The organism is Sphingobacterium corticis (genome assembly GCF_042684745.1).
In the GTDB taxonomy this organism is placed as follows: Bacteria; Bacteroidota; Bacteroidia; order Sphingobacteriales; family Sphingobacteriaceae; genus Sphingobacterium; species Sphingobacterium corticis.
The window spans coordinates 1046858-1071991 of record NZ_JBHUMA010000004.1; the positions used below are offsets into that span (position 1 = coordinate 1046858).

General features: G+C 41.3%; 28 protein-coding genes. 19 read left to right on the top strand and 9 right to left on the bottom strand.

Translation table 11 applies throughout. The features are described 5' to 3' along the window. The first annotated feature begins 150 nt into the window (after window positions 1-150). From secA to ACFSQ3_RS05910, 5 genes are read left to right on the top strand one after another with little or no spacing between them, the layout of a single operon-like run. Window positions 151-3453, top strand: coding sequence for a preprotein translocase subunit SecA (gene secA / locus ACFSQ3_RS05890; protein ID WP_380868389.1), 3303 nt, complete (start codon window positions 151-153; stop codon window positions 3451-3453). A gap of 13 nt (window positions 3454-3466) precedes the next feature. Continuing rightward, window positions 3467-3922, top strand: a complete 456-nt coding sequence (locus tag ACFSQ3_RS05895) for an SPOR domain-containing protein (RefSeq protein ID WP_380868391.1) — start codon at window positions 3467-3469, stop codon at window positions 3920-3922. Window positions 3923-3939: 17 nt separating this feature from the next. Then, window positions 3940-5124: a M20 metallopeptidase family protein gene (locus ACFSQ3_RS05900; RefSeq protein WP_380868393.1), complete on the top strand. Its 1185-nt coding sequence runs from the start codon at window positions 3940-3942 to the stop codon at window positions 5122-5124. 5 nt (window positions 5125-5129) lie between these two features. Then, a complete protein-coding gene (locus ACFSQ3_RS05905) occupies window positions 5130-5696 on the top strand; it encodes a hypothetical protein (RefSeq protein WP_380868395.1) in 567 nt (188 codons plus the stop codon). Further along, complete coding sequence (locus ACFSQ3_RS05910; protein ID WP_380868396.1) at window positions 5696-6184, top strand: GNAT family N-acetyltransferase; 489 nt, start codon at window positions 5696-5698, stop codon at window positions 6182-6184. The genes ACFSQ3_RS05905 and ACFSQ3_RS05910 overlap by 1 nt, the downstream gene beginning before the upstream one ends. A 22-nt stretch (window positions 6185-6206) precedes the next feature. Here the strand turns inward: ACFSQ3_RS05910 and ACFSQ3_RS05915 are convergent, their stop codons facing one another. After that, window positions 6207-7556 carry a M20/M25/M40 family metallo-hydrolase gene (locus ACFSQ3_RS05915; protein WP_380868398.1) on the bottom strand — a complete coding sequence of 450 codons (1350 nt, stop codon included), beginning with the start codon at window positions 7554-7556 and terminating at the stop codon, window positions 6207-6209. A gap of 119 nt (window positions 7557-7675) precedes the next feature. Between ACFSQ3_RS05915 and ACFSQ3_RS05920 the strand changes: the two genes are divergently transcribed. Continuing rightward, window positions 7676-7990: a rhodanese-like domain-containing protein gene (locus tag ACFSQ3_RS05920; RefSeq protein ID WP_380868400.1), complete on the top strand. Its 315-nt coding sequence runs from the start codon at window positions 7676-7678 to the stop codon at window positions 7988-7990. Window positions 7991-8068: 78 nt separating this feature from the next. Here ACFSQ3_RS05920 and ACFSQ3_RS05925 read toward each other — a convergent pair whose 3' ends face one another. Continuing rightward, complete coding sequence (locus ACFSQ3_RS05925) at window positions 8069-9103, bottom strand: acyltransferase family protein (RefSeq protein WP_380868401.1); 1035 nt, start codon at window positions 9101-9103, stop codon at window positions 8069-8071. A 262-nt stretch (window positions 9104-9365) separates the two neighbouring features. Here ACFSQ3_RS05925 and ACFSQ3_RS05930 point away from each other — a divergent pair, with 262 nt between their 5' ends. Genes ACFSQ3_RS05930 through ACFSQ3_RS05940 form a run of 3 tightly spaced genes read left to right on the top strand, consistent with a single transcriptional unit; the run spans window position 9366 to window position 11395 of the window. Further along, complete coding sequence (locus tag ACFSQ3_RS05930; protein WP_380868403.1) at window positions 9366-10787, top strand: Glu/Leu/Phe/Val family dehydrogenase; 1422 nt, start codon at window positions 9366-9368, stop codon at window positions 10785-10787. A gap of 31 nt (window positions 10788-10818) precedes the next feature. Then, on the top strand, window positions 10819-11109 hold the full coding sequence (locus ACFSQ3_RS05935) for a hypothetical protein (RefSeq protein WP_380868405.1): 291 nt from the start codon (window positions 10819-10821) through the stop codon (window positions 11107-11109). A 13-nt stretch (window positions 11110-11122) separates the two neighbouring features. Then, on the top strand, window positions 11123-11395 hold the full coding sequence (locus ACFSQ3_RS05940; RefSeq protein ID WP_380868406.1) for a DUF6358 family protein: 273 nt from the start codon (window positions 11123-11125) through the stop codon (window positions 11393-11395). 36 nt (window positions 11396-11431) lie between these two features. Here the strand turns inward: ACFSQ3_RS05940 and gcvT are convergent, their stop codons facing one another. The 5 genes from gcvT to ACFSQ3_RS05965 all read right to left on the bottom strand — a co-directional run bounded on the left by gcvT (window position 11432) and on the right by ACFSQ3_RS05965 (window position 15195). Continuing rightward, window positions 11432-12514 (bottom strand): glycine cleavage system aminomethyltransferase GcvT, encoded by a 1083-nt coding sequence (gene gcvT / locus ACFSQ3_RS05945; protein ID WP_380868408.1) that lies wholly within the window; start codon window positions 12512-12514, stop codon window positions 11432-11434. Between the two features lie 61 nt (window positions 12515-12575). Beyond that, complete coding sequence (locus tag ACFSQ3_RS05950) at window positions 12576-13400, bottom strand: DUF6929 family protein (RefSeq protein WP_380868410.1); 825 nt, start codon at window positions 13398-13400, stop codon at window positions 12576-12578. Further along, complete coding sequence (locus tag ACFSQ3_RS05955) at window positions 13400-14092, bottom strand: pseudouridine synthase (protein ID WP_380868412.1); 693 nt, start codon at window positions 14090-14092, stop codon at window positions 13400-13402. The genes ACFSQ3_RS05950 and ACFSQ3_RS05955 overlap by 1 nt, the downstream gene beginning before the upstream one ends. Continuing rightward, window positions 14092-14460, bottom strand: coding sequence for a hypothetical protein (locus tag ACFSQ3_RS05960; protein ID WP_380868414.1), 369 nt, complete (start codon window positions 14458-14460; stop codon window positions 14092-14094). Before ACFSQ3_RS05960 ends, ACFSQ3_RS05955 begins: the two co-directional genes overlap by 1 nt. A 6-nt stretch (window positions 14461-14466) precedes the next feature. Continuing rightward, window positions 14467-15195, bottom strand: a complete 729-nt coding sequence (locus tag ACFSQ3_RS05965; protein ID WP_380868416.1) for an SIMPL domain-containing protein — start codon at window positions 15193-15195, stop codon at window positions 14467-14469. A 151-nt stretch (window positions 15196-15346) separates the two neighbouring features. On the opposite strand from ACFSQ3_RS05965, the gene ACFSQ3_RS05970 reads away from it, so the two are divergent. Next, window positions 15347-15538 (top strand): cold-shock protein, encoded by a 192-nt coding sequence (locus tag ACFSQ3_RS05970; protein ID WP_066755833.1) that lies wholly within the window; start codon window positions 15347-15349, stop codon window positions 15536-15538. A gap of 85 nt (window positions 15539-15623) precedes the next feature. Here the strand turns inward: ACFSQ3_RS05970 and recO are convergent, their stop codons facing one another. Beyond that, window positions 15624-16340 (bottom strand): DNA repair protein RecO, encoded by a 717-nt coding sequence (gene recO / locus ACFSQ3_RS05975; RefSeq protein ID WP_380868418.1) that lies wholly within the window; start codon window positions 16338-16340, stop codon window positions 15624-15626. 8 nt (window positions 16341-16348) lie between these two features. Next, window positions 16349-16576 (bottom strand): hypothetical protein, encoded by a 228-nt coding sequence (locus tag ACFSQ3_RS05980; RefSeq protein WP_380868420.1) that lies wholly within the window; start codon window positions 16574-16576, stop codon window positions 16349-16351. 297 nt (window positions 16577-16873) lie between these two features. On the opposite strand from ACFSQ3_RS05980, the gene rpmB reads away from it, so the two are divergent. From rpmB to ACFSQ3_RS06025, 9 genes are all read left to right on the top strand, one after another. Then, window positions 16874-17107, top strand: coding sequence for a 50S ribosomal protein L28 (gene rpmB / locus ACFSQ3_RS05985; RefSeq protein ID WP_066755822.1), 234 nt, complete (start codon window positions 16874-16876; stop codon window positions 17105-17107). A gap of 87 nt (window positions 17108-17194) precedes the next feature. Further along, window positions 17195-17377: a 50S ribosomal protein L33 gene (rpmG, locus tag ACFSQ3_RS05990; protein WP_380868422.1), complete on the top strand. Its 183-nt coding sequence runs from the start codon at window positions 17195-17197 to the stop codon at window positions 17375-17377. A 66-nt stretch (window positions 17378-17443) separates the two neighbouring features. Further along, window positions 17444-17605 (top strand): DUF4295 domain-containing protein, encoded by a 162-nt coding sequence (locus tag ACFSQ3_RS05995; RefSeq protein WP_380868424.1) that lies wholly within the window; start codon window positions 17444-17446, stop codon window positions 17603-17605. 163 nt (window positions 17606-17768) lie between these two features. Then, complete coding sequence (gene ftsY, locus ACFSQ3_RS06000) at window positions 17769-18731, top strand: signal recognition particle-docking protein FtsY (protein WP_380868483.1); 963 nt, start codon at window positions 17769-17771, stop codon at window positions 18729-18731. Window positions 18732-18811: 80 nt separating this feature from the next. Beyond that, complete coding sequence (rimO, locus tag ACFSQ3_RS06005; protein ID WP_380868426.1) at window positions 18812-20146, top strand: 30S ribosomal protein S12 methylthiotransferase RimO; 1335 nt, start codon at window positions 18812-18814, stop codon at window positions 20144-20146. A gap of 112 nt (window positions 20147-20258) precedes the next feature. Continuing rightward, window positions 20259-21854 carry a bacillithiol biosynthesis cysteine-adding enzyme BshC gene (gene bshC, locus ACFSQ3_RS06010; RefSeq protein WP_380868428.1) on the top strand — a complete coding sequence of 532 codons (1596 nt, stop codon included), beginning with the start codon at window positions 20259-20261 and terminating at the stop codon, window positions 21852-21854. A gap of 281 nt (window positions 21855-22135) precedes the next feature. After that, a complete protein-coding gene (locus ACFSQ3_RS06015; RefSeq protein ID WP_066755808.1) occupies window positions 22136-22423 on the top strand; it encodes an HU family DNA-binding protein in 288 nt (95 codons plus the stop codon). Window positions 22424-22429: 6 nt separating this feature from the next. Next, on the top strand, window positions 22430-23269 hold the full coding sequence (locus tag ACFSQ3_RS06020; RefSeq protein WP_380868429.1) for a tetratricopeptide repeat protein: 840 nt from the start codon (window positions 22430-22432) through the stop codon (window positions 23267-23269). Between the two features lie 261 nt (window positions 23270-23530). Next, window positions 23531-25084, top strand: a complete 1554-nt coding sequence (locus ACFSQ3_RS06025; RefSeq protein ID WP_380868431.1) for an Rne/Rng family ribonuclease — start codon at window positions 23531-23533, stop codon at window positions 25082-25084. Window positions 25085-25134: the final 50 nt, after the last annotated feature.

The window sequence follows — 25134 nt, forward strand, 5'->3', positions numbered from 1 at the left end:
TTAAATAGCTTAAAAAAATCGGTAAAAAAAAGGAGATAACACGCTACTTATCACCTTGAATAATTAAATTTGCCCGACTAGTGCCAAATTGTCTGTTTAGGAACTTTGGATTTATTATTGCGCATTAGGTGAGTACAGATTTAAAAGATTATGTTAAAATTCTTAAGTAAGTTATTTGGTAGCAAGTCCGAGCGAGATATTAAGGGAATACAACCAATTGTAAATAAGATCAAGGAAGAGTATGAGAAGCTTGCTGGCTTATCAAATGACGAATTGAGAGGGAAAACAGCCGATTTCAAAAGCCGCATTGCGGAATACCTGAAAGAAATCGATGACGAGATAAATAGCTTGAAAGAGCAGGCTGAAGCCACCGAAGATATGGAAGTGAAAACTTCACATTACGAAAAGGTGGATAAGCTAACCAAAGATCGCGATAAGAAACTGGAAGATGTATTGAACGAGATTTTACCGGAAGCTTTCGCTGTTGTGAAAGAAACGGCACGTCGTTTTACGGAGAACAAAGAGATTTCGGTTACGGCTAGCGAGTTTGATCGTAACATCGCAGCGCTAAAAGCGAATGTTTCTATTCAAGGCGATCAAGCGGTTTGGAAAAACACATGGTTAGCTGCCGGTACGGAAGTGACCTGGAATATGGTGCATTATGATGTACAGCTGATCGGCGGTATCGTGCTGCATCAAGGGAAGATTTCTGAGATGTCAACGGGTGAAGGTAAAACTTTGGTGGGAACATTGCCAACTTACTTGAACGCACTTTCTGGAAATGGTATTCACATCATCACAGTGAACGATTACTTGGCTCGTCGTGACTCCGAATGGAACGGTCCATTGTTCGAATTCCACGGATTGAGTGTCGATTGTATCGACAAACACCAGCCGAACTCACCACAACGTCGCAAAGCTTACCAATCGGATATCGTTTACGGAACAAACAACGAATTCGGTTTCGATTACTTGCGTGACAACATGACGCAAAATCCGGAAGCTATGGTGCAGCGCAAACTTCACTTTGCGATGATCGATGAGGTGGATTCCGTTTTGATTGATGATGCGCGTACGCCGTTGATTATTTCCGGTCCGATTCCGCGTGGCGATCAGCATGAATTCCACCAATTGAAACCGCGTATTGAGCGTTTGGTAAATGCGCAAAAAGCATACGTCAATGGTGTGTTAAACCAAGCGAAGAAGGCAATCGCGGCAGGCGATACGGATGCAGAAGCTGGCGGTTTAGCATTATTCCGCGCATACCGTGGTTTGCCGAAAAATAAAGCATTAATCAAGTTCTTAAGTGAAAACAATCACCGTCAGATTCTACAAAAAGTAGAAAACTTCTACATGTCGGAGCAAAATCGCCACATGCCGAAAGCGGATGCGGAGTTGTTCTTTGTGATTGATGAAAAAAATAATCAGGTTGAGTTAACCGAGAAAGGGATTGAATTAATCACGGCTTCCGGAGAAGATCCAAACTTTTTCATCCTTCCGGATGTCGGTACGGAAATTGCAGCGATTGAAAATTCCAGCGATGCGTTGGAAGAGAAAGCACGTCAGAAAGAAGAGTTGTTGCGCGATTATTCGATCAAAGCAGAGCGTATTCATTCGATCAACCAGTTGTTGAAAGCATACACCTTATTTGAAATCGATGATCAATACATCGTCGATGAAGGTAAAGTGAAAATCGTTGATGAGCAAACAGGTCGTATTATGGATGGTCGTCGTTATTCAGATGGTTTGCACCAAGCGATCGAAGCGAAGGAAAATGTAAAAGTGGAAGATGCGACGCAAACGTACGCAACGATCACTTTGCAGAACTACTTCCGTATGTACCACAAATTATCAGGTATGACGGGTACTGCTTCTACCGAAGCAGGCGAGTTATGGGAGATATATAAACTGGATGTAGTAGAAATTCCGACAAACCGTGGTATTCAACGCGACGACAGACAAGATTTTATTTACCGCACAGCGCGTGAGAAATATAACGCGGTAGCACAGGAAATTCAGACTTTAACAGAAGCGGGCAGACCGGTATTGGTGGGTACCACTTCCGTAGAGATTTCTGAATTATTGAGCCGTATGTTGAAAATGCGTGGTATCAAGCACAACGTATTGAATGCGAAATTGCACCAGAAAGAAGCAGATATCGTTGCGGAAGCGGGTAAGCCTGGTCAGGTTACGATTGCAACAAACATGGCTGGTCGTGGTACGGATATTAAGTTGAGTTCCGAAGTTACTGGTGCAGGTGGTTTGGCTATCATCGGTACGGAACGTCACGAATCTCGTCGTGTGGATCGTCAGTTACGCGGTCGTGCTGGTCGTCAGGGTGATCCGGGTTCTTCTCAGTTCTTCGTTTCCTTGGAAGATCCGTTGATGCGTTTATTCGCCTCAGAGCGTATCTCCAACATGATGGTGCGTATGGGCGTGGAAGAGGGCGAAGTGATGCAACATAGTATGCTGACGAAATCCATTGAGCGTGCACAACGTAAAGTGGAAGAAAATAACTTCGGTATTCGTAAACGTTTGTTGGAATACGATGATGTGATGAACTCACAACGTACTGTAATTTACACGAAACGCAAAAACGCCTTGTTCGGTGAACGTCTGGATGTGGATTTGAACAACACCATTTACGATGTAGTTGAAGATGTAGTACTTTCTTCCAAAGAAGGCGGCTCATTTGAGGAGTTCCAAATTGAAGTGATTCGTTTGTTCGCATTGGATACCTCTATCAACGAGGAAGAATACAAATCAAGCCCTGCGACGGCGCTTGCTGATAAGTTGTTCAGTCAAGTGATTGCACATTACCAAGAGAAAGCTACCCATGTGGCAGCACAAACGCTTCCGGTAATGACGAACGTAATGGCCGAGCGCGGCGATATGATCGAAAACGTGGTTGTGCCATTCTCTGACGGAACGCGTGGCATTCAAGTAGCTACGAATTTGAAGAAAGCGGTGGCTTCGGAAGGTAGAGAAGTGTTCCGTTCTTTTGAGAAAGGTATAGTTCTTGCTTTGATTGATGAAGCTTGGAAAGAGCACTTGCGTGAAATGGATGATTTGAAACAGTCGGTACAAAACGCGGTGTATGAGCAAAAGGATCCTATCGTGATCTACAAAATGGAAGCGTACAACTTGTTTAAAGAAATGCTGGCTTCTATGAATAAAGAAATCGTAAGCTTCTTGTTCAAGGGTGAAATTCCCGGACAACAAGGTCAGCAAGAGCAGCAAGTGAAGGAAGCTCGTCCAATTCCGGCACAACCGGCGCAAGTGACCGCTTCTAAGCAAGAGCTTTCATCTCCGACTGGCGTAAGCGAGGAAGATGTAGACGATACGAGAGCACAACAAGTAACACAACCAGTTCGCAAAGAGCAAACGGTTGGTCGTAACGACGAATGTCCATGCGGTTCAGGTAAAAAATACAAGAACTGTCACGGTAAATAATAAATAATTAACCATGGTTAGAAAGGGATTGATTTTATGTGGAATACTGTGTGGATTATTCACCGCAGTACATGCCCAGGAACGCGTAGATGTAGTCGCTGATCCATTGATCGCTGCTTTACAAGCCTTCCGCGCCGAGCATGAAATCAATCCAGCTAGCCGTCCAACGGTTAGTTTAGGAGAAAAGAAAGTGACCACGGACAAACGCAATATGCGTCGTGTTCGCACACGAGGATTCCGTGTTCAAATCTTCTCCGGACCTAATCGAAGTGATGCCGTATCCGCTCAAAACGGATTTCTGCGTCAATACAATGATATGGGCGCGTACATCAATTACGAAGAACCAAACTTCCGTGTGAAAGTGGGCGATTTTCGAACACGCTCGGAAGCGAATACCTTCATGCGTAAACTACGCGGACAATACAGCAATGTCTTCGTTTTCGTCGAAGATATTTGGATCTGGCAATAAACGATTCAACACCATTTATGATGAAAGAGGAAATTAAAAGCTTAGCGGCTTCTTTTTTTGAAGAAACGGTAGGCATTAGAAGGCATTTGCACCAAAATCCTGAACTTTCTTTTCAAGAATACAATACGTCCGCTTTTGTAAAACAGGAGCTAGACAAGTTGTTAATTCCGTACACAGCAATGGCTGATACGGGCGTTGTTGCTTTGATTCAAGGCGAATTGCCTTCAGATAAAGTTATTGCGCTTCGCGCGGATATGGATGCATTGCCCATTCAGGAGGTAGATGGTCGCGATTATGGATCCAACAATCCCGGTGTGATGCATGCCTGCGGACACGATGTGCATACATCTTCCTTATTGGGCGTTGCGAAAATCTTGAATAGTTTAAAATCAAAATTTGGTGGAACGGTTAAATTGATCTTCCAACCTGGAGAAGAACGTCTTCCCGGAGGCGCCTCTTTGATGATCAAAGAAGGTGTGTTGGAAAATCCTGCACCACAAGCTATTATTGGACAACATGTGATGCCTTTAATAGAAAGCGGAAAAGTGGGTTTCCGTTCCGGAAAATATATGGCTTCTTGCGACGAATTGTTTTTGACCCTTCGTGGAAAAGGTGGGCATGGCGCGCAGCCACATCAAAATATCGATCCAATAGCGATCACAGCGCAAATCATCACCGCGATGCAGCAAGTGGTCAGTCGCTATGCAGATCCGCGTATTCCAACGGTGTTATCTTGGGGTAAAATCATTGGTAACGGCGCAACAAATGTAATTCCTGACGAAGTTAAACTAGAAGGAACATTCCGAACATTTGACGAAAACTGGCGTGCGGATGCACATCAAAAGATGACGAAAATGGTGGAAGGCATTGCGGAAGCAATGGGTGCAACCTGCGATTTCCGAATTGATAAAGGATACCCGTTCTTAATCAACGAGCCGAAAACCACCGAAGCGGCGCGCAGTTATGCAGAAGAGTTTTTGGGTAAAGAAAATGTTTTGGAGTTGGATTTGTGGCCCGCCGCAGAAGATTTTGCCTATTATTCCCAGGAAACAAATGCTTGTTTCTACCGTTTGGGGACTGGGAATAAAGAACGCGGGATTACATCAGCAGTGCACACGCCAACTTTTGACATCGATGAAACTGCCTTGGAAACGAGCATCGGATTAATGGCATACATTGCTATCAAATCCTTGGAAGCTTAATCGCTATGTCTTCCCATCACGTTGTTCGCGAAAACCAAGAACCTGCGCTTCTCATATTCGATGTCGATGCGCTCGACGAGGAATATCTAGGGCAATTGCTGGAATGGAGCCCGATCGTTATTGCATCGGATCATCACGTGGACTTTTTGCTGGCAAGGGGAATCAAGATTGACGTTATACTTACCGCTCAGCAGGACCTTCATGTAGAACAAGATGGCGTACTAGTTATTTGTAGTCAAGATTTCCTGACTGACGTGATGCTGTATTTGAGAAGCCGAAATCAATTTGCAGTGCATATTCTTTGGAACAGCTTTCAGCCAAATGTCATCCTGCCGTATCATAAAGAATTTGTCGTAGCGTTGTACAGTAAGCAAGTGAAATATATCATTCAGCCAACATTCGATAAATGGATGCCCGATGATCGGCAAATCATTATTTTGAACACCAATACCGATTACCATACCGAGAATTTGGAGAAAATAAGTGATACCCTATATAAATCCATTCAAACGGGATTTGTACGAATCAATTCCAAAAACGGCGAACCATTAATAATCGGGGAAGAACTGTGATGTTGAGTATTAGAAAAGCGCAATCCGTTGAACTTACTATCATTTCTGAATTAGCGCACGCGATTTGGCACCCGACTTATGCATCGATCTTATCGAAAGATCAAATTGAATTCATGCTGGAAGATATGTATTCCTTAAAGGCGTTGAAAGAAAAACTGGATGCCGGAAGAATGTTTTACTTAGCGTATGAAGGCGCAAAGGCGGTCGGATATATTGCGTTGACTGCTTTATCAGAACAAAGCGTGCTACGCATCGAGAGCTTGTACTTGCTTCCCGAAACGCAAGGGAAAGGCTTTGGAAAGCAACTAATCGATTTTGCTGCGGAAAAGGCGTTCGATGAAAAATTAGCTGTTTTGGAATTGAATGTAAATCGAGGAAATAAAGCCCAGCTTTTCTACAAAAAGCAAGGCTTTATCATTGTTCGCGAGGTGGATATCCCCTATCACGGATACGTTTTGGACGATTACGTGATGCAAAAATCCTTGTAAATTTTGTTGATTCGCTGACTAATTAATCACGCAACTTCTCCACGCGCGTCGGCGTCTGTTCACCACTTACAATACCAACCACACCATGTGCAATTGCTTCGATACTAGATTGGATATTCTTAATATCTAAGGTCGAAACCTCATCCTTCACGGTATGATAGTACTCATCTTTATCAATTTGCGAAGTTGAAAACGTATGCGCCGGAACTCCTAACGCCGCTAATGTGGCGTTATCGCTGCGATAGAAAAGGTTTTGTTGTGGATATGGATCAGGATGGAATGTGAATGAAGAACCTTTCACTTTTTCTTGCACCAACTGTCCGAGATTGGATGCATCATAACCAGTGATATACAGCGAATTCGGACCAAACTTTGAATCCTTCCCGATCATTTCAATATTGATCATGGCGACTACTTTATCTGGATCAATGGTGGTTCCGAAATTTTTAGATCCGTACATGCCGATTTCTTCCGCAGTAAAGGCAACGAAGATCAATGTTCGTTCGTTGTTGTCCAGTTCTTTAAAGTGTTTTGCAAGCGCTATCACAGCAGTCGTTCCCGAAGCATCATCGTCTGCTCCGTTGGCAATTGAATCTTGACCAACAGCATCAATAATCCCAATATGATCGTAATGCGAGGAGAAAATCACGTATTCTTCCGGTTTCGATTTACCCGGCAACATGCCCGCAACATTAAATAGTTCGAAAGGCTCTTTGCGACTGCTCGCTTGGATTTCAAACGCTGTAGGAGCAGTTTCTTGGATGATGAAAATTTTTGTCGGAGCCTGATTTTGTTCCTGCGAAGCAGGAACCAAGGTTTCCTCGCCAATCATTTTGCGGAAACGCGCCAATAAATCCCGATGTGCCGGATGTACCCAAATAATTTCGTTTTCCTTTCCTTGCAAAGCATGAAAACGGAATGCCTGCGAAAAATCAGCTTCTTCTTCGATGGCGCTAATTTGGACATTTGATTGCTGATTCCATGACAATTCTTCCGGCCGTCCAAAAATTAGAAAATCGTGGTTGGTAAGCGTTTTACCATTCACGATAACTTCCTGTTTAGCAGGAGAAATCTTGTTCAGCTTAAAAGTTTGGCGATAATTGGATTCCGCATACGGCTTTAAACCAATCGATTGAAATTCATCAGAAATAAAATCTGCCGCCTTCGCAATATCGGGCGTCAACGAATGCCGTCCTCGCATATCATCAGAAGCGAGCGTGTTTAGAATACGTTCCAAATCAGCCGTTTCAGCCACTTGTGCTGATAATGTTAGGCTGGAAAACAAAAATCCCAAACAAAGGCTGACATTTTTTAATCGATAGCTGGTAATTGTCATGAAAGTAAAAATAGGCAAAAGAAACGTGATCATCATGATATTGTTCTTTTAGCAGACAAAAGCTATATTTGAGTCTGCCGATGGTACAATTCTTGTCTAGTTAGGATGAAAGATCTGTAGCCATTTGCTCAAGCAGATACTAAATATAATCAGGCATGAAAGAAGTAACAGTACAAGAGTTAAAGCAGAAAATCGATAATAATGAGGATTTTCAATTAATTGATGTAAGGGAGCCATTTGAGTACGAAACATCAAACCTAAACGGTTTGAATATTCCACTTTCGGGCGTCGTGATCGAAGCAGATAAAATCTCGAAGGATGTTACAGTAATTGTACAGTGTCGCTCAGGCAAACGGTCTGCACAAGCAATTATGCTGTTAGAACAAGAAGGTTTTACAAATCTATCCAACCTTAAAGGCGGAATTTTGGCTTGGAAAGATGAAATTGATCCAGAATTGGACGTTTATTAGTCCGCGAAAAACAAGCAACGCCACTTCATAAAGTGGCGTTGCTTGTTTTTAGATTCCGTATATAATTGAACAGACTTTTCATCGACCGCCCGATATGATACGTAGGAACGTCGCGAACGTCTTTTTAAGACCAACGTACACAGCTAGCGATAGTAGAATGACTAATATTGGCGTAGTAAAATAAATAAGTAAAAATGCAGCTTCTGAGTTTGGACGAACAAGATATGCTATCGATTTCTTAGTCAATGATAACCAAGGCTCATGAAATGCAAATACAAAAAAGCTGGCGCTGGCTAGTATCTCGATTGGCTTTATTTCCTTCTTTACCGTTAGCCAATACATCAAATTAATAAACGAAATCATTCCTAAAGCTACTCCTGTATTATGGATATATTGGTTTTTGTAAAAACCTCTTACCATAAAATCTAGAAATGCAATAAATGGATATATGTAAATAACCTGTCGGATTTGATAGAAGCTCTCCAAAGCGTTGATTTTATATATACTGAAAAAAGCGCCTAGACTGAAGAAAAATAAGCAAGGGAAACTAAGTCCGGCAATTAGGTAAGGTGGCGCAGTAAACCATATTGCAAATAAGATAAATAAGCCAAAGAATTTGAGGTATTTCAAAAAATAGTAAATCAATGGGGAGAGTAAAATGATTACTATGAGATCTCTGATAAACCAAAATTGATAGAGGATCGGACTGATCGACGGCTTTACCACCCAAAAAGCTTGAAGAAAATCTAATATAGCGTAATCTTCCACCCGTTTATTCACTCCTGAAAAAAATGGACGAAGTGCCGGGATTTGCTGTGCAACAAAGAAAATTAATACAGCAGAAGATATCCAAAAGATGTATGGAATAAACAATGATGTCAATCTACGTTGGAGCTTTTGTCGATAAATTTCCTGAGTCCAATTATCAATATTAAAGAAAAATAGGTAACCGGAAACAAAGTAGAAAGTAGGAACTGCAATCCGAGCAAAGACTTGAGAGAATAAATATTGAACATTGGCAAACCACGGATGACTACCAAAATGCAACAAGTTATTATCAAATGAATGAATAAAAACTACCGCGACAATTAACGGGAATCTTAGGCTTTTCAAAGTATCTGATTGTGTTTTGTGCATAAAATTAGATTGGTAATTGCCCGTCAATTAAGGTTATTTGATTATGTCCTTCGTGAGAATGATCAAGAATCTTTTATTTCGCTATTATAACAAAATAATGTCAAAAATTACCGCGACAAACTTGATAAAGATGTGCACCGTCATCTCTTTCAAGGACTAATCGTGCCGCGGCATGATTTATGCTCGTTTTATTGGATACAACAAAAAAGCAGTTATAAACACATTCTAAACTATTTTTATGGGTAACACAGTACCAAGCAATTTTGGATTTTTTAAAGGAGTCGAGAAGAACTTCGATAAGGCATCCAAATACACCCGATTCTCTAAAGGAATTTTAGAACAAATCAAAGCATGTAATTCTGTATTGCAGGTAAAGTTTCCAGTTCGCGTTGGCGAAAATGTGGAAGTAATCGAAGCATACCGAATTCAGCATTCTCATCACCGCACACCATGTAAAGGCGGTATTCGCTACAGTATGGAAGTAAATCAAGATGAGGTGATGGCATTGGCGGCCTTGATGACGTACAAATGTGCGATCGTGAACGTACCATTTGGTGGAGCAAAAGGTGGGATTCGTATTGATCCAACGAAGTACTCGGAATATGAGTTGGAGAAGATCACACGTCGATATACAAGTGAATTAGTAAAGAAAAATTTCATCGGTCCTGGTGTAGATGTTCCTGCTCCGGATTACGGAACAGGCGCGCGCGAAATGGCCTGGATTGTAGATACATATCGCTCACTGAATCCAAACGAAGTATACTCTAACGCTTGTGTTACGGGTAAACCGGTCACGCAAGGCGGTGTTCGCGGTCGCGTAGAAGCTACTGGTTTAGGCGTCTTTTATGGAGTTCGCGAAGCGTGCAAGGTGGAGGAAGACATGCAACGATTAGGATTGCCTGTAGGTATAGAAGGAAAGCGCGTGATTGTTCAAGGGCTTGGTAACGTAGGTTATCATGCAGCTAAATTCTTTCAAGAAGCTGGAGCAACGCTTGTAGGATTGATTGAATATGAAGGAGCAATTTATAACGAAAATGGTTTAGATCTACAAGAAGTAGTTGCGCACCGTACCACAACGGGATCGATCCTCAATTTCAAGGATGCGAAAAGCGTAGAAAAATCTAGCGAAGTATTGGAATATCCATGTGATATTTTAATTCCGGCAGCGTTGGAAGCCGTGATCAATGAAGGTAATGCGGATAAGATTCAAGCTAAAATCATCGGTGAAGCAGCAAATGGTCCGGTAACTCCGGCAGCGGATGAGGTGTTGAATAAAAAAGGCGTGCTCATTATTCCAGATATTTACCTGAATGCCGGTGGTGTAACTGTTTCTTATTTTGAGTGGTTGAAAAACTTGAGTAATGTGCGTTATGGGCGTTTGGAGAAGCGTTTTGATGACAACATGTATGCAGAGATTATCAATATCATCGAATCGATGACGGATAAAAAAGTGTCGAAGATGGAGAAGAAGATCTTATTGCACGGGCCAGATGAAATCGATTTAGTCCACTCAGGTTTGGAAGATACTATGATCGGCGCTTATAAAGAGGTTTGGGATATTTGGAAGCAACAAAACATTGAAGATTTGCGTACAGCAGCATTCGTATGCGCGATTAATAAAGTCGGCGTAGCCTATGAAGAGTTAGGGATCTTCCCATAGTGTAGGCCGTAGTAAAAGCCTATATTTGCATATGCAAAAAATACATCACCAGACTAAACAAGCTTTCTTGTTTAGTCTGGTTTTTTATATTCTTTCGATCGGATTGATTATCATTCGGTTGCCAATCGCGCCCATGATGTTTAGCATTTCATTGCTGATATCGATGATTTGGGTCGTACTTGTCATCCGCGAAATTCTTCGTTCTCCATTTATCAACAATACCGAAAGAATGGGCTTAACGGTCTTTATTATTTTCTTGAATATAATTGGCGGATTCGTTTATTTCAGCATGATTCGTCGCAAAGTGCTTGGTATTTCCTAAATTCTCCTTCAATATGACTAAAAAAGTTATTTTAAACGTTGTCCTTAACTTAGGAATTATCCTCTTAATTATGAGTGGTGTAGCTGCTTACCAAAGCGGACACATGTTGTTTTTAGGTCTTTCGATCGCGCTACTTGTCGTATTGATTTATCTGAAAATGGTATTGCTGAAGTTCGTAAAGCGCGACGTGCAAGAGAAGTACGGCAAGACTACATTGCGGGAGCATCGTGATTTGTCTAAATCCAAATCGAGCGGTTCTAAAACAAAGAAGCAGCGAAAAAGATAAATTTTCGCTGCTTCTTTCTATAATAAAAGAGAGTGCCTATTTTACGAAAGGAACTTTCTTCACCGCAGCTTTCACTTGCTGATTTCTAATTTGGATGAAGATCTCTGTACCTTCTTTAGCGAACGCAGTATCCACATATCCCATTCCAATCGATTTTTTCAGGCTCGGCGATTGTGTTCCTGAAGTTACGCGGCCAATTGTATTTCCATCCGCATCGACAATTACGTAATCATGACGTGGAATACCACGATCAATCATCTCAAAGCCAACTAATTTCTGTTTTACACCAGCTTCTTTTTCTGCTTTTAAGTTTTCGCTGTTCACAAATTCTTTCGTGAATTTCGTTACCCAACCTAATCCAGCAGCTAGTGGAGACGTATTGTCGCCAATATCATTTCCATACAAACAGAAACCTTTTTCTAAACGCAATGTATCGCGGGCACCCAAACCAATCGGTTTTATGCCAAATTCCGCTCCAGCTTCCATAATAGCATCCCAAACTTGCTGTGCATGCTCATTCGCAACGTAGATCTCAAAACCTCCAGCACCAGTATATCCAGTGGCGGAAATCAATACATTTTCTACGCCAGCAAAAGTGCCTTTAGCGAACGTGTAATATTCCATCGGCGCCAAATCTACTTCAGTCAACGACTGCAAAGCATCCGTTGCTTTAGGCCCTTGCACTGCGAAAAGCGAAGTTTCGTCAGAAATGTTTTTCATGTCCACACCGTAGGTGTTGTATTTTGAAATCCAATCCCAGTCTTTGTCAATATTGGAAGCATTTACAACCAATAAATAGGTTTTGTCGTCAATACGGTATGTCAAGAAATCATCTACAACACCGCCTGTTTCGTTGGGGATATACCCATATTGCACCTTTCCGTCGTACAATTTTGAGGCATCGTTCGAGGAAATCTTTTGGATAAGATCTAAAGCCTGATCGCCTTTTAAAATAAATTCACCCATGTGACTTACATCAAACATACCCACTTTTGTTCGGACAGTTTCGTGTTCGTCGTTAATACCAGAATATTGTACAGGCATGTTGAAGCCTGCAAAAGGTACCATCTTGGCACCAAGCGCAATGTGGTGATCCGTTAAAGCAGTATTTTTACTCATATTATGAAGGGATATCAGATTTCCCCAAAATTAGGGAAATTATACGGATTAAAAAGCGCGATTACTTTTTGATTTTTAATTGATAGATTGAACTCTCTCGACTACCGTTATCTGGATCTTCGCAAAGTAGAAAGCTGATTTCTTCGCTATTGGATTGATAATACGTAATGCCTTCGAATTTGTGTTCTTTCGAGATGGTTTGCACTTGCTCGACGCGAAACGTATTCAAATCGATAATTCCCAACTGAGAACCGCCAATTTTTCCATCTTCATAGCTTGATCCACCACTTTCAGCTGCTGCCAAAAAATAAATCTTGTCTTCGATCAATATGGCATCGGTAAAGCCGGTCACTTTTCCGTCGATTTTCGGTAGATCAATCGCCGTAAATGTGCTTTTATCTTCTTGATGTTTTGGAACTTTAATAATTCCGTTGCGTGCTTCAGGACCGTTCCCACGGTTGAATAGCAATAAAGTGTCTTGATAGAATAGCGCGCCTTCCACATTGAAATCTTCAGAAGCTATACCAAGTTGCTTGCGAAAATGTGCGTATCCATCAGTCATATCCATTTGGTTTACTTGAGGACGATTCTCGATGATGGCATTAAAGGATTTGTTGCGGTTTGACTTTGATCCAGAAGAGAAAAGAAAGTAAACATCTTGATAGTAGGTTATTGCCTCTAAATCCAATTTTTCCTTGTTGGAGACCCCTTCATTAACTTTCATACCGACCAATAGATGCTTTGATAGGTCTTTTGATTCGATATGATATTCGTACAGGTAATTGCTGTCATCGGAAATCAAAAATAACTGCTCATCTTTCAAGTGCAAACCGGAAGCAGCGCCAATTCCAGTTATCAAAACAAAGAATTCTAGAACAAAATTCATTACTCAGGATGATTAAGATTTAAAATCGACAACACGCGCTTAAATTCCCCCTGCAACGGTGCTTCGATGTAAATTTCTTTGTTAGAAATAGGATGTACGAAGGACAATGAGCTAGCATGCAACATCATTGTATCCATTTTAAACGTTTCTTTCCACAACTTATTTTGCTTGTTGCAACCGTGCGGGCGGTCGCCGATGATTGGGTGGAGGATATGAGCAAAATGTCGGCGCAATTGATGCATTCTTCCTGTTTCAGGAGCAGCTTGAATGAGACTATAGCGCGATGTAGGGTGTTTGCCGAATGGCAAATCGATTTCCGATAATCCTAGTGTTGTATAATGCGTTATGGCATCTTGCATTACGCCGTTTTCTTTTTTTAACGGATAATCGATCGTTCCTGTCGGATCGGCGTGGCCGCGAAGCACAGCCAAATATTGCTTATCCATTTGTCGGTTGGCAAACATCGGTTGGATTAAACCATCCATATCTCTACTCAGGCTGAACAAAAGGACCCCGCCGGTTTTGCGGTCCAATCGATGTGCTGGATGAACCATTTGTCCGATCTGCTCGCGCAGGATTTGTAAAGCAAATTCGCTAGCATCACTAGCGATGGGGGAACGATGTACTAGCAGCCCATGCGGTTTATTAACGGCAATAAGATGCTCGTCTTGGTATAATATATCGAGAAGCATTAAAGGGTTTGTAACGTTTGGATGATTTTGTTGGCTTCTTCATCAATTTTTGGGCTAAGCCAAACCATTCCGAAAGCGCCCCCACCAATGGTATGCTCTTGATTTTCCCAACGAATGCGCGTAATTGTAAACAAATAATAGTTATCAATTTTGACATTGTTCTCGATGAATTCGTTGATAACACGATTCCCAAACAGCATCATGCCCAATTCTACAGCATCTTTTTGCTCGTAATTAAGTTGGGCAGTTAGCAATTCTTCCGCCTTTGCGCGTAATATTTCTTCGTGGCGTTCGCGACTAGGATTGGTCAGGAAAGCCACCACCATGATGACTATCCCGACCAATGCAAAAATTCTTGTTTTACTCATGGTTATTTAGTTGCCTTTCAATTCGAAAACGGCGTCTACGTTTGCGACCAATTTAATCGGACGGATAGATATATTGATGTTACTGCTTTCGTCGGCCATTTCTGCATCGGCAAATTTTGCACTCATCGCGTAAACGCGTCCAGTAGGCATGACATCATTCCAGCTAAACGAGCTGTTATCGTTAATCAAAAGTGCTTTTCCTATAGTTTGACCGTCAGCAGTTGCCAAAACTTCCGCATTCGTGCGTGCATCTTTTACTGCTTCGGTTTTCAATTCGCGCTCAATCTGACGCTTTTGCGAATGGTCGTACTCGCTAATTGAGGTGCTTTGCATTCCGCGCGGATCAACTTCGTCAAACAAGCTGTTCAATTTGGAAAGATCCGTTACCTTGATACGGTACTGGCGTGCCTGCAATAATTCCTGATTCTTGTTTTTCTTCGTTTCGTAGTTGTAGCTATAAATATTTTGGATGGTCAAATCTTCTTGCTTCACACCATTTTTAAGTGCCGCGTCGAATAGTTGCTTCTCTAAGGTCTCAATAGCCACTTTCTTTTTCGTGTTGCCATCTACGTAGTATTCGCGGAGGGAAACAGAAAGATAAATAATATCTGGCGTTACCTCTTTTTCCGCATAACCTTTAGTGGACACTCTTCTTGCTTGGTCGACGGAAACGTTTTGTGCATGGCCGATAGAAACTATTCCAATTAGGGCGATAAGGTAAATGATTTTTTTCATGTGTTTGTCTTTTAGATAGTGTACGTCAAAAACTCATGTGTTGTTACAGAAAAGACGTTATATTTTTATTTTAGTTTAAGATGAATTAAAATAATTCCAAAGATATTGGATAATTATCAATATCTTTATGGGACAATAACATTAATACACAATGCAAGAAGGAACAGTAAAATTCTTTAATGAAACCAAAGGTTTCGGTTTCATTATTCCAAATTCAGGAGAGAGCGAAATTTTCGTTCACGTTTCTGGTTTGGTAGACAAAGTCCGTGAGAACGACCACGTATCTTACGAAGTAGAGCAAGGCCGTAAAGGGCTAAACGCGGTAAATGTAAAACTTATTTAAGACTACGAATAGATTTAAATATATATTTATTGTGGAAAAGCCCGAGATCATTGATCTCGGGCTTTTGTACGTTTCAGGTAGAAGCTTAAGCAAAGATTTCTTCTAAAATCTCCAATGAGCGTACTTCACCGAAATTTTCGGTGTGCAATCGGTAAAGGTCCAAAGTTTTCTCCAGAAGATAGCGCCGATCTTGTTTAGAAAGTGCTACGTTCGACATGTTTTCGTAAGTGCATTGCATCAGCGCGCGAAACATGCTCGTGTTTGGTTCCACCAAAACGTGCGCATGAGTCGGCATGATATTCGTAAAAATCCCTTCTGCAAGATCTAAATAAGGTTTGTCGGATTGAATGGGATAAAAGCCCAAATATCGACTCAAGTTGATTAGAAAAACCAAATGAAAGTTGCCCAACTTAGCTGTAGTTTGATCCAACCACTGGATGGAATCTGCTACGAAGGAAAAAACGGCAGCATCTGCTTCCTGATGACGAAGCACCTTATAAAGCACCTCATTTAAAAATTGTGAAATCGAGCTCTTAAGAATATCGAATGGTAGTTGTCGTAATAGTGGGTATTGCCTAGCTTCTTTGATGCGTTGAAGTTGGCTGTTGTTTTTATGATAAACAACCATATCCAACAAATGAAAAGGTTGTAATATCGAAACCGGGATTTTTGACTTGGGATTTTTAGCGCCTTGAATTAAATAGGATTGCAAGCCATAATCCAACGTATAGATTTGTGCTACAATGCTGGTTTCTGCATACGGGGTTATTTTTAGGGCTAAACCCTGCGTGCGAAGCACCATCGTTTTTCTTATTTAATTCTTTGCTGATCGCGGCGATACCGCTGCAGCGTACTGCGGTCAATCTTGCGAAACAAGCTGTTCATGGTCATAATTACGCCTCCTCCAAAGCACAAAACGCCAGCAGTCATAATAACTTTATAAAAATTACTGTCTGCCTGCATTAGATTGAGGCTGTAGGTCGTAGTTATTGCTCCGATAATTAAAAGCGTCAAGCCGCGTAGTAAATGTTTGTTCATGTTGTGGATTGTTGAAAACTATACGTTGCCGATTCGACCCACACTATCGTACAAATTACGTTAATTTGTGTCGGTTTTGTACAGCTAAATGAAACATTTCTGGTTTGGCTTTATCTGTACTCGGTCGCTTCTTACCTTGCATATCACGTGCCAAAATGAGATATAGGCGTCGTATTCTCTTTATTTTAACAAAAAATATTGCTAAGTTGTATTGTATATCCGAAAAGAAATTTAGATATTTGCAAACTCTTTGAAAAGAGAGTATTGAATAAAATACAACATTAAAAATCAGATATCATGTCAAGAATTTGTGATTTAACAGGCAAAGCTGCATTGAAAGGGAATAACGTTTCTCACTCAAACGTTAAAACAAAGCGTAAATTTTACCCTAACTTACAAACTAAACGTTTCTACATTCCTGAAGAAGATCGTTGGATTACATTGAAAGTATCTACTGCTGCTATCAAGACAATCAACAAAAACGGTATTACAGCGGTTATCGATAAATTCATTAAAAAAGGATACGTATAGCAGATACTGTTATACAGCCTGTTGTATCAGAAGTCAATATTTATTAGAAATTTCAAGCCCGTGAGGGTCTAAATAAAGCATAAGAAAATGGCTAAAAAGGGAAATAGAGTACAAGTTATTCTAGAATGTACAGAGCACAAAGAAACTGGTATGCCAGGAATGTCTCGTTACATCACGACTAAAAACAAAAAGAACACTACAGAGCGTTTAGAGTTGAAAAAATTCAACCCTGTATTGAGAAAAGTAACCGTTCACAAAGAAATTAAGTAAGAATCTGTGTTCGCAGCTATACGCGTTCTTCGTGGCATAGCTGGGTCGCATAAAATATAACATACCATGGCAAAGAAAGCAGTTGCATCGTTACAAAAAGGTGGTGGTAAAGAATTTACCAAAGTAATTCTTACAGCTAAGTCTGCAAAAACTGGAGCATATACTTTCAAAGAGAGTATGGTGCACAATGACAAAGTGAAAGAGGTTGTTGCATCAGCTTCTAAATAAGCATTGCGCCTTACTTTTTTAGGATTATCCTTTTAAAAGATTCATAGCCGTTTTGGTCCTTGCCAAAAGGGCTTTTTTAGTATATTTGGCTTTGCTGCGCCAATGTGTGATGGAGAAGAAAACGGTAGCAGAAAGATCACTAATAGCACAAACGTATTTCAAAATGGGTTTATTCGATTTTTTCAAGAAAAAGCAAGAAACACCAGAGGCTCACGAAGCGCTGGATAAAGGTTTGGAAAAAACCAAAGATGGATTTCTTTCCAAAATTACGAAAGCTGTTGTTGGGAAATCGACCATTGATGATGATGTGTTGGATAATCTGGAAGAAGTTCTGGTGACGTCGGATGTGGGCGTAACAACTACCTTAAAAATCGTAGAGCGCATTCAAAAACGTGTAGCGAAAGACAAATATGTTAGCACCGATGATCTGAATGGATTATTGCGCGATGAAATTCAATCGCTATTAGCAGAAAATAACAGCAACGATTTTGAGCGCTTAGAATACGGAGACCATAAACCGTATGTTATTATGGTGGTTGGCGTGAATGGTGTTGGAAAAACTACAACAATCGGAAAGTTAGCCCACCAATTAAAAGAAGCAGGTAATAAGGTGGTGTTGGGTGCGGCAGATACGTTTCGCGCAGCTGCGGTAGATCAGATCAAACTTTGGGGTGAGCGCGTCGATGTGCGGGTTGTTGCACAACCGATGGGTTCAGACCCAGCATCCGTAGCATTCGACACCGTGAAATCTGCGGTTTCCAACGGTGATGATGTGGCAATTATAGATACCGCTGGACGCTTGCACAATAAGGTTGGGTTGATGAACGAGCTAACAAAAATCAAGAACGTGATGCAAAAGGTTATTCCAGGTGCTCCACATGAGATTTTGTTGGTTTTGGATGCTTCGACTGGGCAAAACGCCATTGAGCAATGTAAGCAATTTACGGAAGCAACGGACGTGAATGCACTAGCATTGACGAAGCTCGACGGTACTGCGAAGGGTGGCGTCGTAATTGGTATTTCCGACCAATTTAAAATTCCAGTGAAATATATCGGCGTTGGTGAAAAGATCGGCGACCTGCAGTTGTTTCACAAAAAAGATTTTGTAGACTCCTTATTCAAGTAACGGAGTTTCTGAATAAAATGTATCATCATTAGTACGTTGTTCTAATTTTAAGCGATGTGCGGTGATAGCAGAGAGATAGTATGAGAACGAAAGATATTAAAGTTAGTCCGAGCATTAAGAAACCAAGAGTAAATGTGGTGACGCTTGGTTGTTCTAAAAACATCCATGATAGTGAGGTGTTGATGGGGCAATTGAAAGGCAATCGCATGGAAGTCGTACACGAATCATCCAACATCCAAGCGGATGATATTGTGGTGATCAATACTTGCGGATTTATTGATAATGCCAAGCAGGAATCTATCGATACTATCTTACAATTCTCCGAACTAAAAGATCAAGGTAAGGTCAACAAAGTAATTGTTACTGGTTGTCTTTCGGAGCGCTATAAGCCCGAACTACAAGCAGAGATTAGCAATGTAGACGCATATTTCGGAACAAACGATTTGCCCGAATTGTTGTCGACAATCGGTGCCGACTATCGGCATGAATTGGTTGGGGAACGTTTGCTGACCACGCCCTCACATTTCTCTTATTTTAAAATTGCTGAAGGTTGTAATCGTCCTTGTTCTTTCTGTGCAATTCCTCTGATGCGCGGAAAACATGTTTCCAAATCCATTGATGATTTGGTGAAGGAAGCAAAATTCTTAGCTTCTAACGGCACGAAAGAATTAATTCTTATCGCGCAGGATTTGACATACTACGGGTTGGATATTTACGGTAAGCGTAACTTGTCCGATTTGCTGCGCCATCTTTCTGATGTCAATGGCATCGATTGGATTCGTTTGCAATATGCATATCCGTCCGGATTTCCGATGGATATTCTGGATGTGATGAATGAGCGAAGCAATATCTGTAATTATTTGGATATGCCTTTGCAACATATCACAGATAATATGTTGAAATCTATGCGTCGCGGAATCGATAAGCAAAAAACAGTCGATTTAGTGAATAAAATTCGCGACAAAGTCCCTGATATTGCGCTTAGAACAACTTTAATTTGTGGATATCCGGGCGAAACGGAAGCGGATTTCGAAGAAATGGCGCGCTGGGTAGAAGATACACGATTCGATCGTTTAGGTTGTTTTACCTATTCGCATGAAGAGAAAACACACGCTCATACCTTAGTGGACGATGTGCCAGAGGAGGTGAAAGAATCTCGGGTAGAGCAAATCATGGAAATTCAACAAGAAATTTCTTTCGATAAAAATCAAGATAAGATCGGCCAAGAATACAAAGTGGTGATCGATAAAAAAGATGGCGATTACTTTGTTGGTCGTACCGAATACGATTCACCAGAAGTGGATAACGAGGTACTTATTGATGCCACATCGGAATATGCGAGAATTGGTGATTTCGTACAAGTTCACATAGATCGCGCAGAAGATTTCGATTTGTACGGTACATTGGTGAGATAGTTAGGCAAGGACTACAGGCTGGCCCTTTCATATCTTTGTCAAATCTTCTTGAGTTCCATCAATACAAAGTCAAATGCGCTACTTTTGTGCATCGTAAATTTTTGGGAAGTAAATGAAAGCTACATACATCGATTATAGAGATACCAACAGTTTTTCTAAAACATTATTGGCGTATTTAGATGGCGATGCGGAGCTGGCTCCATTTTACGGTCATCGACCGACAATAGAAAGCTTTCAAAAGCAAATTCAAGAAAAATCTTCCTTTAGCTCGGAGCAACGGCAAACACTTGTTGAAGTGTTAAATCAGCAATATGCTGGATTATTGGAAGACGCACCTTTGGTCGCTGAACAAATAAATGCTTTGGCTCAACCCAATGCATTTACAGTGGTTACCGGCCACCAACTTAATGTGTTCACTGGTCCACTTTATTTTATTTTCAAGATTGTATCAGCGATTCGGTTGGCGCAGGATTTGAAAAAGGCATACCCAGACCAGCATTTTGTACCGGTGTACTGGATGGCTACTGAAGATCACGATTTCGCAGAGATCAATCACACACGTGTTCATGGCAAGAAAGTCAGTTGGGATCGCTCGGCTATTGCTGCTACGGGTCGAATGCCAACAGATGATATGGCAGAAGTGGTTCGGCAATATGTCGGTATGTTGGGATTATCCGGTTTTTCGAAAGAATTGGCAGAATTGGTAGAATCGGCTTACCTAAAGAATTTGTCTTTGGCAGATGCTACACGCACGTTGGTGCATGGGCTTTTTAAAGATTACGCTTTGCTAATCCTAGATGCCGATCGTCCGGAATTAAAGACGTATTTCGCTCCTTACATCGAGCAAGATATATTGCAGGAGCGTAGTTTTCAAGCGATCGAAAAAACGTCCGCGGCGTTGAATTCAGCTGGCTACGCGACGCAAGTGAACGCGCGCGAAATCAATTTTTTCTATCTAACAGATGAATTTCGAGAGCGCTTAGTGCGCACGGAAGATGGAAATTTCGAGGTTTTGCATCAGAATATCTTCTTCACGGAATCCGAAATCAAAGCCGAGATAGCCGAACATCCGGAGCGTTTTAGTCCAAATGTGGTCATGCGACCGCTTTATCAAGAAATAATTTTGCCGAATTTAGCGTATGTAGGTGGAGGTGCAGAGATTGTATATTGGCTGCAGTTAAAGGCAAATTTCGATCAATTTGAAGTACCATTTCCCATTCTTATTCCCAGAAATTCTGCAATTGTTACCGACGATACAACCGTTGGGAAAATCTTTCGTTTGGATCTAACGCTGAAAAGTATTTTCAGACCGTTGGATAATTTGAAGAACGAATATGTTCGTCGCTATACGAAACATCGCTTAACGCTGCGGGATGAATGGATGGAGCTCAATGCTATCTTCGGCAAAATGAAGCTGCGTACGCACAAAATTGATCCGAGTCTCGGGCCAAGTACGGAAGCGGTTAAAGCTCGATTAAAAAAGGCGATCAACAATTTAGAAAAGAAGCTATTAAAGTCGGATAAAAGAAATCATCAGGATGGGTTAATACAAATTGAGCGAGTGAAAGATCGGTTGTTTCCGGGCGGAGGATTGCAAGAGCGCTCTGAAAATTTTGCAACGCTGTACGTAAAACATGGCGACGCATTGATTGATGAATTGATCCTATATTTTCATCCCCTAGATTTTAAATTTACAATTTTATATTAATGCAGGTATTTCTTCGCGATGAGTGAATCTTTCTTTTTGGAGAAAATCGACCTGTAGCAAAGCGAAACAACTGTTTGATATACAGATATAAAATTTTATCTTTGCGATTCCTTTTTAAGAGGAGGCGTTGTTTGCAGGTATTGTCGAACGAACAGATTGGTGAAATTCACCTCGTTAAAAAACGACATTTATTTTTAAACATCAATATAAAGCGATACCTTTGCGTCCCCAAAGTGCTGTGCGCCTTGGGGTTGTAACGAAAATTCAGTATATAACACAATATGACTAAAGCAGAAATCATCGCAGAAATCTCAAACAAGACAGGTTTAGAGAAAGTAGATGTTCAGGAAACGGTAGAAGCATTCTTCAAAGTAGTAAAAGGTGCCATGGTAGGTGGTGAGAACGTGTACGTAAGAGGTTTTGGTAGTTTCGTGGTAAAGAAGAGAGCGGAGAAAACAGCGCGTAACATTTCTAAAAATACGGCTATCATCATCCCGGAACATTTTGTTCCTAGCTTCAAACCTGCCAAAGTGTTTGTTGAGAAAGTAAAAAGCGGAAACAAGAAATAATTTAGCTTGAAAAGTACTAAACAGATACAGATAGTGGTTGTGCTGGCAGTAGTCCTAGTGATGGGCTTCCTGTTGGCACAGCCTATCAAAGGTTTAGTAACGGAGCCCCAAGTGGCCGAAACTACCGAAGGTGCTGGGATGCCGAAGTTCACGATGGCGGACGTTTCTGCCATGTCGAAACAAGGGATTAACAACAGCCTCGCCGCGGAAATCACGGAGTTGGAAAGCAAATTGCCTGATTCGGAAGGTGCAGATCGTATTGCAATTTTGCAACAGATTGCCGACAAATGGGACGATTTAGCGAAATTCGCTCCGCAAGGATTCGTTTACGAGGAAATGGCGAACACTACGCCGAAGTTTGAATATTGGTTGCAAGCTGGGCAGAATTACCGCAAAGCATACACAAATCTTCAAGACACGGTGTTGGCTACTGAATTGAATCGTATGGCGATCAACGCATTTCAACAAGCGGTTGACCTAGATGGAACAAGTTTAGATGCGAAAACCGGATTAGGCGCTGCAATGGTTACGGGAACAAACAATCCAATGGCCGGAATCGCAATTTTGCGCGAAGTAATCGCGGCGGATCCGAAGAACTTGGAAGCGAACAAAACATTGGGCGCGTTCTCTATGCAGTCGCGTCAGTTCGATCGTGCTATCGAACGCTTTTTAACAGTCATCGAGATTAAACCCGATGCAGAATCGTATTTTTATCTAGCGACAAGCTATGAAAATATTGGGTTGAAGAATGAAGCTATTGCTGCTTTTCAAAAAAGTAAGGAGATGGCTGCAGACCCGACTCTATCCCAGTTCATCGATCGTAGGATTGAGGAATTGAGCAAGTAATTAACATATTATTTTATAATCATTAAAAACATTAAGCTATGCCAAGCGGAAAGAAAAGAAAAAGACACAAAATGGCTACTCACAAGCGTAAAAAACGTTTAAGAAAAAATAGACACAAGAAGAAATAAGAAACTTCTTGATACGATTCTTTTGCTCTACACGGAGCAAAGGAATCGTTGTTTTTTAAATTAAACGTTTTGTTTTATTGGACGAGTAAAGGACACAGAGCGAGTTTGTGTCTGTCCATAATTGAAATAGCTGTTGGTAAAGGAATTAATTATCGATTCAACTCCCGATAAGGGGGTGACTATTGCTTTACTACAAGACAAGCAGTTGGTAGAACTGAACAAGGAAAAAGTAGATAATCATTACGCTGTAGGCGATATCTATTTAGGCCGAATCAAGAAAATCATGCCGGGACTGAACGCCGCATTCGTAGACGTAGGCTACGAAAAGGATGCTTTCCTACATTACCTTGATTTGGGTCCGCAGGTACAGTCGCTACTTAAGCTTGCTCGAATAGTGAAGAACGGCAGTTATCAAGAGAAACTGCTCAATAGTTTAAAGTTGGAGAAGGAGATCGATAAGGCGGGGAAGATTTCGGATGTTTTGTCCAAAAATGTACTCATTCCCGTGCAGATAGCCAAAGAACCAATCTCAACGAAAGGCCCTCGCCTGAGTTCAGATTTATCTATCGCAGGCCGCTTCGCGGTCCTTGTCCCTTTCTCCAGTTCCGTTTCCATCTCCAAGCGAATCAAAGGTAACGCAGAGCGTAACCGCCTGAAAAAAATTGTTGAAGGCATCAAACCACCCAATTTTGGCGTGATTGTCCGTACCGTTTCTGAAGGAAAAGGTGTGGAAGAGTTGCAAAAGGATTTACAGGATTTGATTTCCAAATGGGAACGATTTACCAAACGCCTGAAAGATGTTGAGCCGGCACAGAAAGTGCTTGGTGAAATGGATCGTGCTTCGACCATTCTTCGTGATATCTTAACCGATGAATTCAGTCATATTTACGTGAACGATTCGAGTATTTACGATGAGGTGAAGTCATACGTCCAGGAAATCTCGCCAGATTTAGAGCGCATTGTTAAGCTCTATAAACACAAGGAACCAATCTTCGAGCATTACGGCGTAGAAAAGCAAATCAAAGCATCCTTCGGCAAGACGGTTAACCTACATGGTGGCGCTTATCTTGTGATTGAGCACACCGAAGCTTTGCACGTTATCGATGTTAACAGCGGTAATCGTATAGCTAACAAGGAAAACCAAGAGGACAACGCCCTCCTTGTCAACAAAGAAGCTGCCAAAGAAATTGCGCGTCAGCTCCGTCTTCGCGATATGGGCGGTATTGTAGTCATCGATTTTATCGATATGCATGCAGCGGCCAATCGCAAAGAGTTGTTTGTGTTCCTGAAAGAATGTATGGCTGGCGATCGTGCCCGACATACTATTCTGCCGCCAAGTAAATTTGGATTGGTACAAATTACCAGACAACGCGTGCGACCAGAAATGAGTGTCGTAACGAACGAAAAATGTCCAACGTGTGATGGTACCGGCGAGATTCGATCTAGCATCGTGCTTCTTGATGATATCGAAAAGAATTTAGATTTCATCTTGCGCGAGCAAAACGAAAAAGGTATTACCTTACGTGTGCATCCGTATATTGATGCATACATCAAAAAGGGTTTTATCTCCAGGCGAATAAAATGGTTACTTAACTACGGAAAATGGATCAAGGTTCAAGCCGTAGCATCTTATCACTTGACGGAATTTCATTTCTTCAACGCTAAAGAAGAAGAAATCAAGTTGTAGTCATAAAGACATTACAAAAAGGTCGCTCCCCGATGAAGGGAGCGACCTTT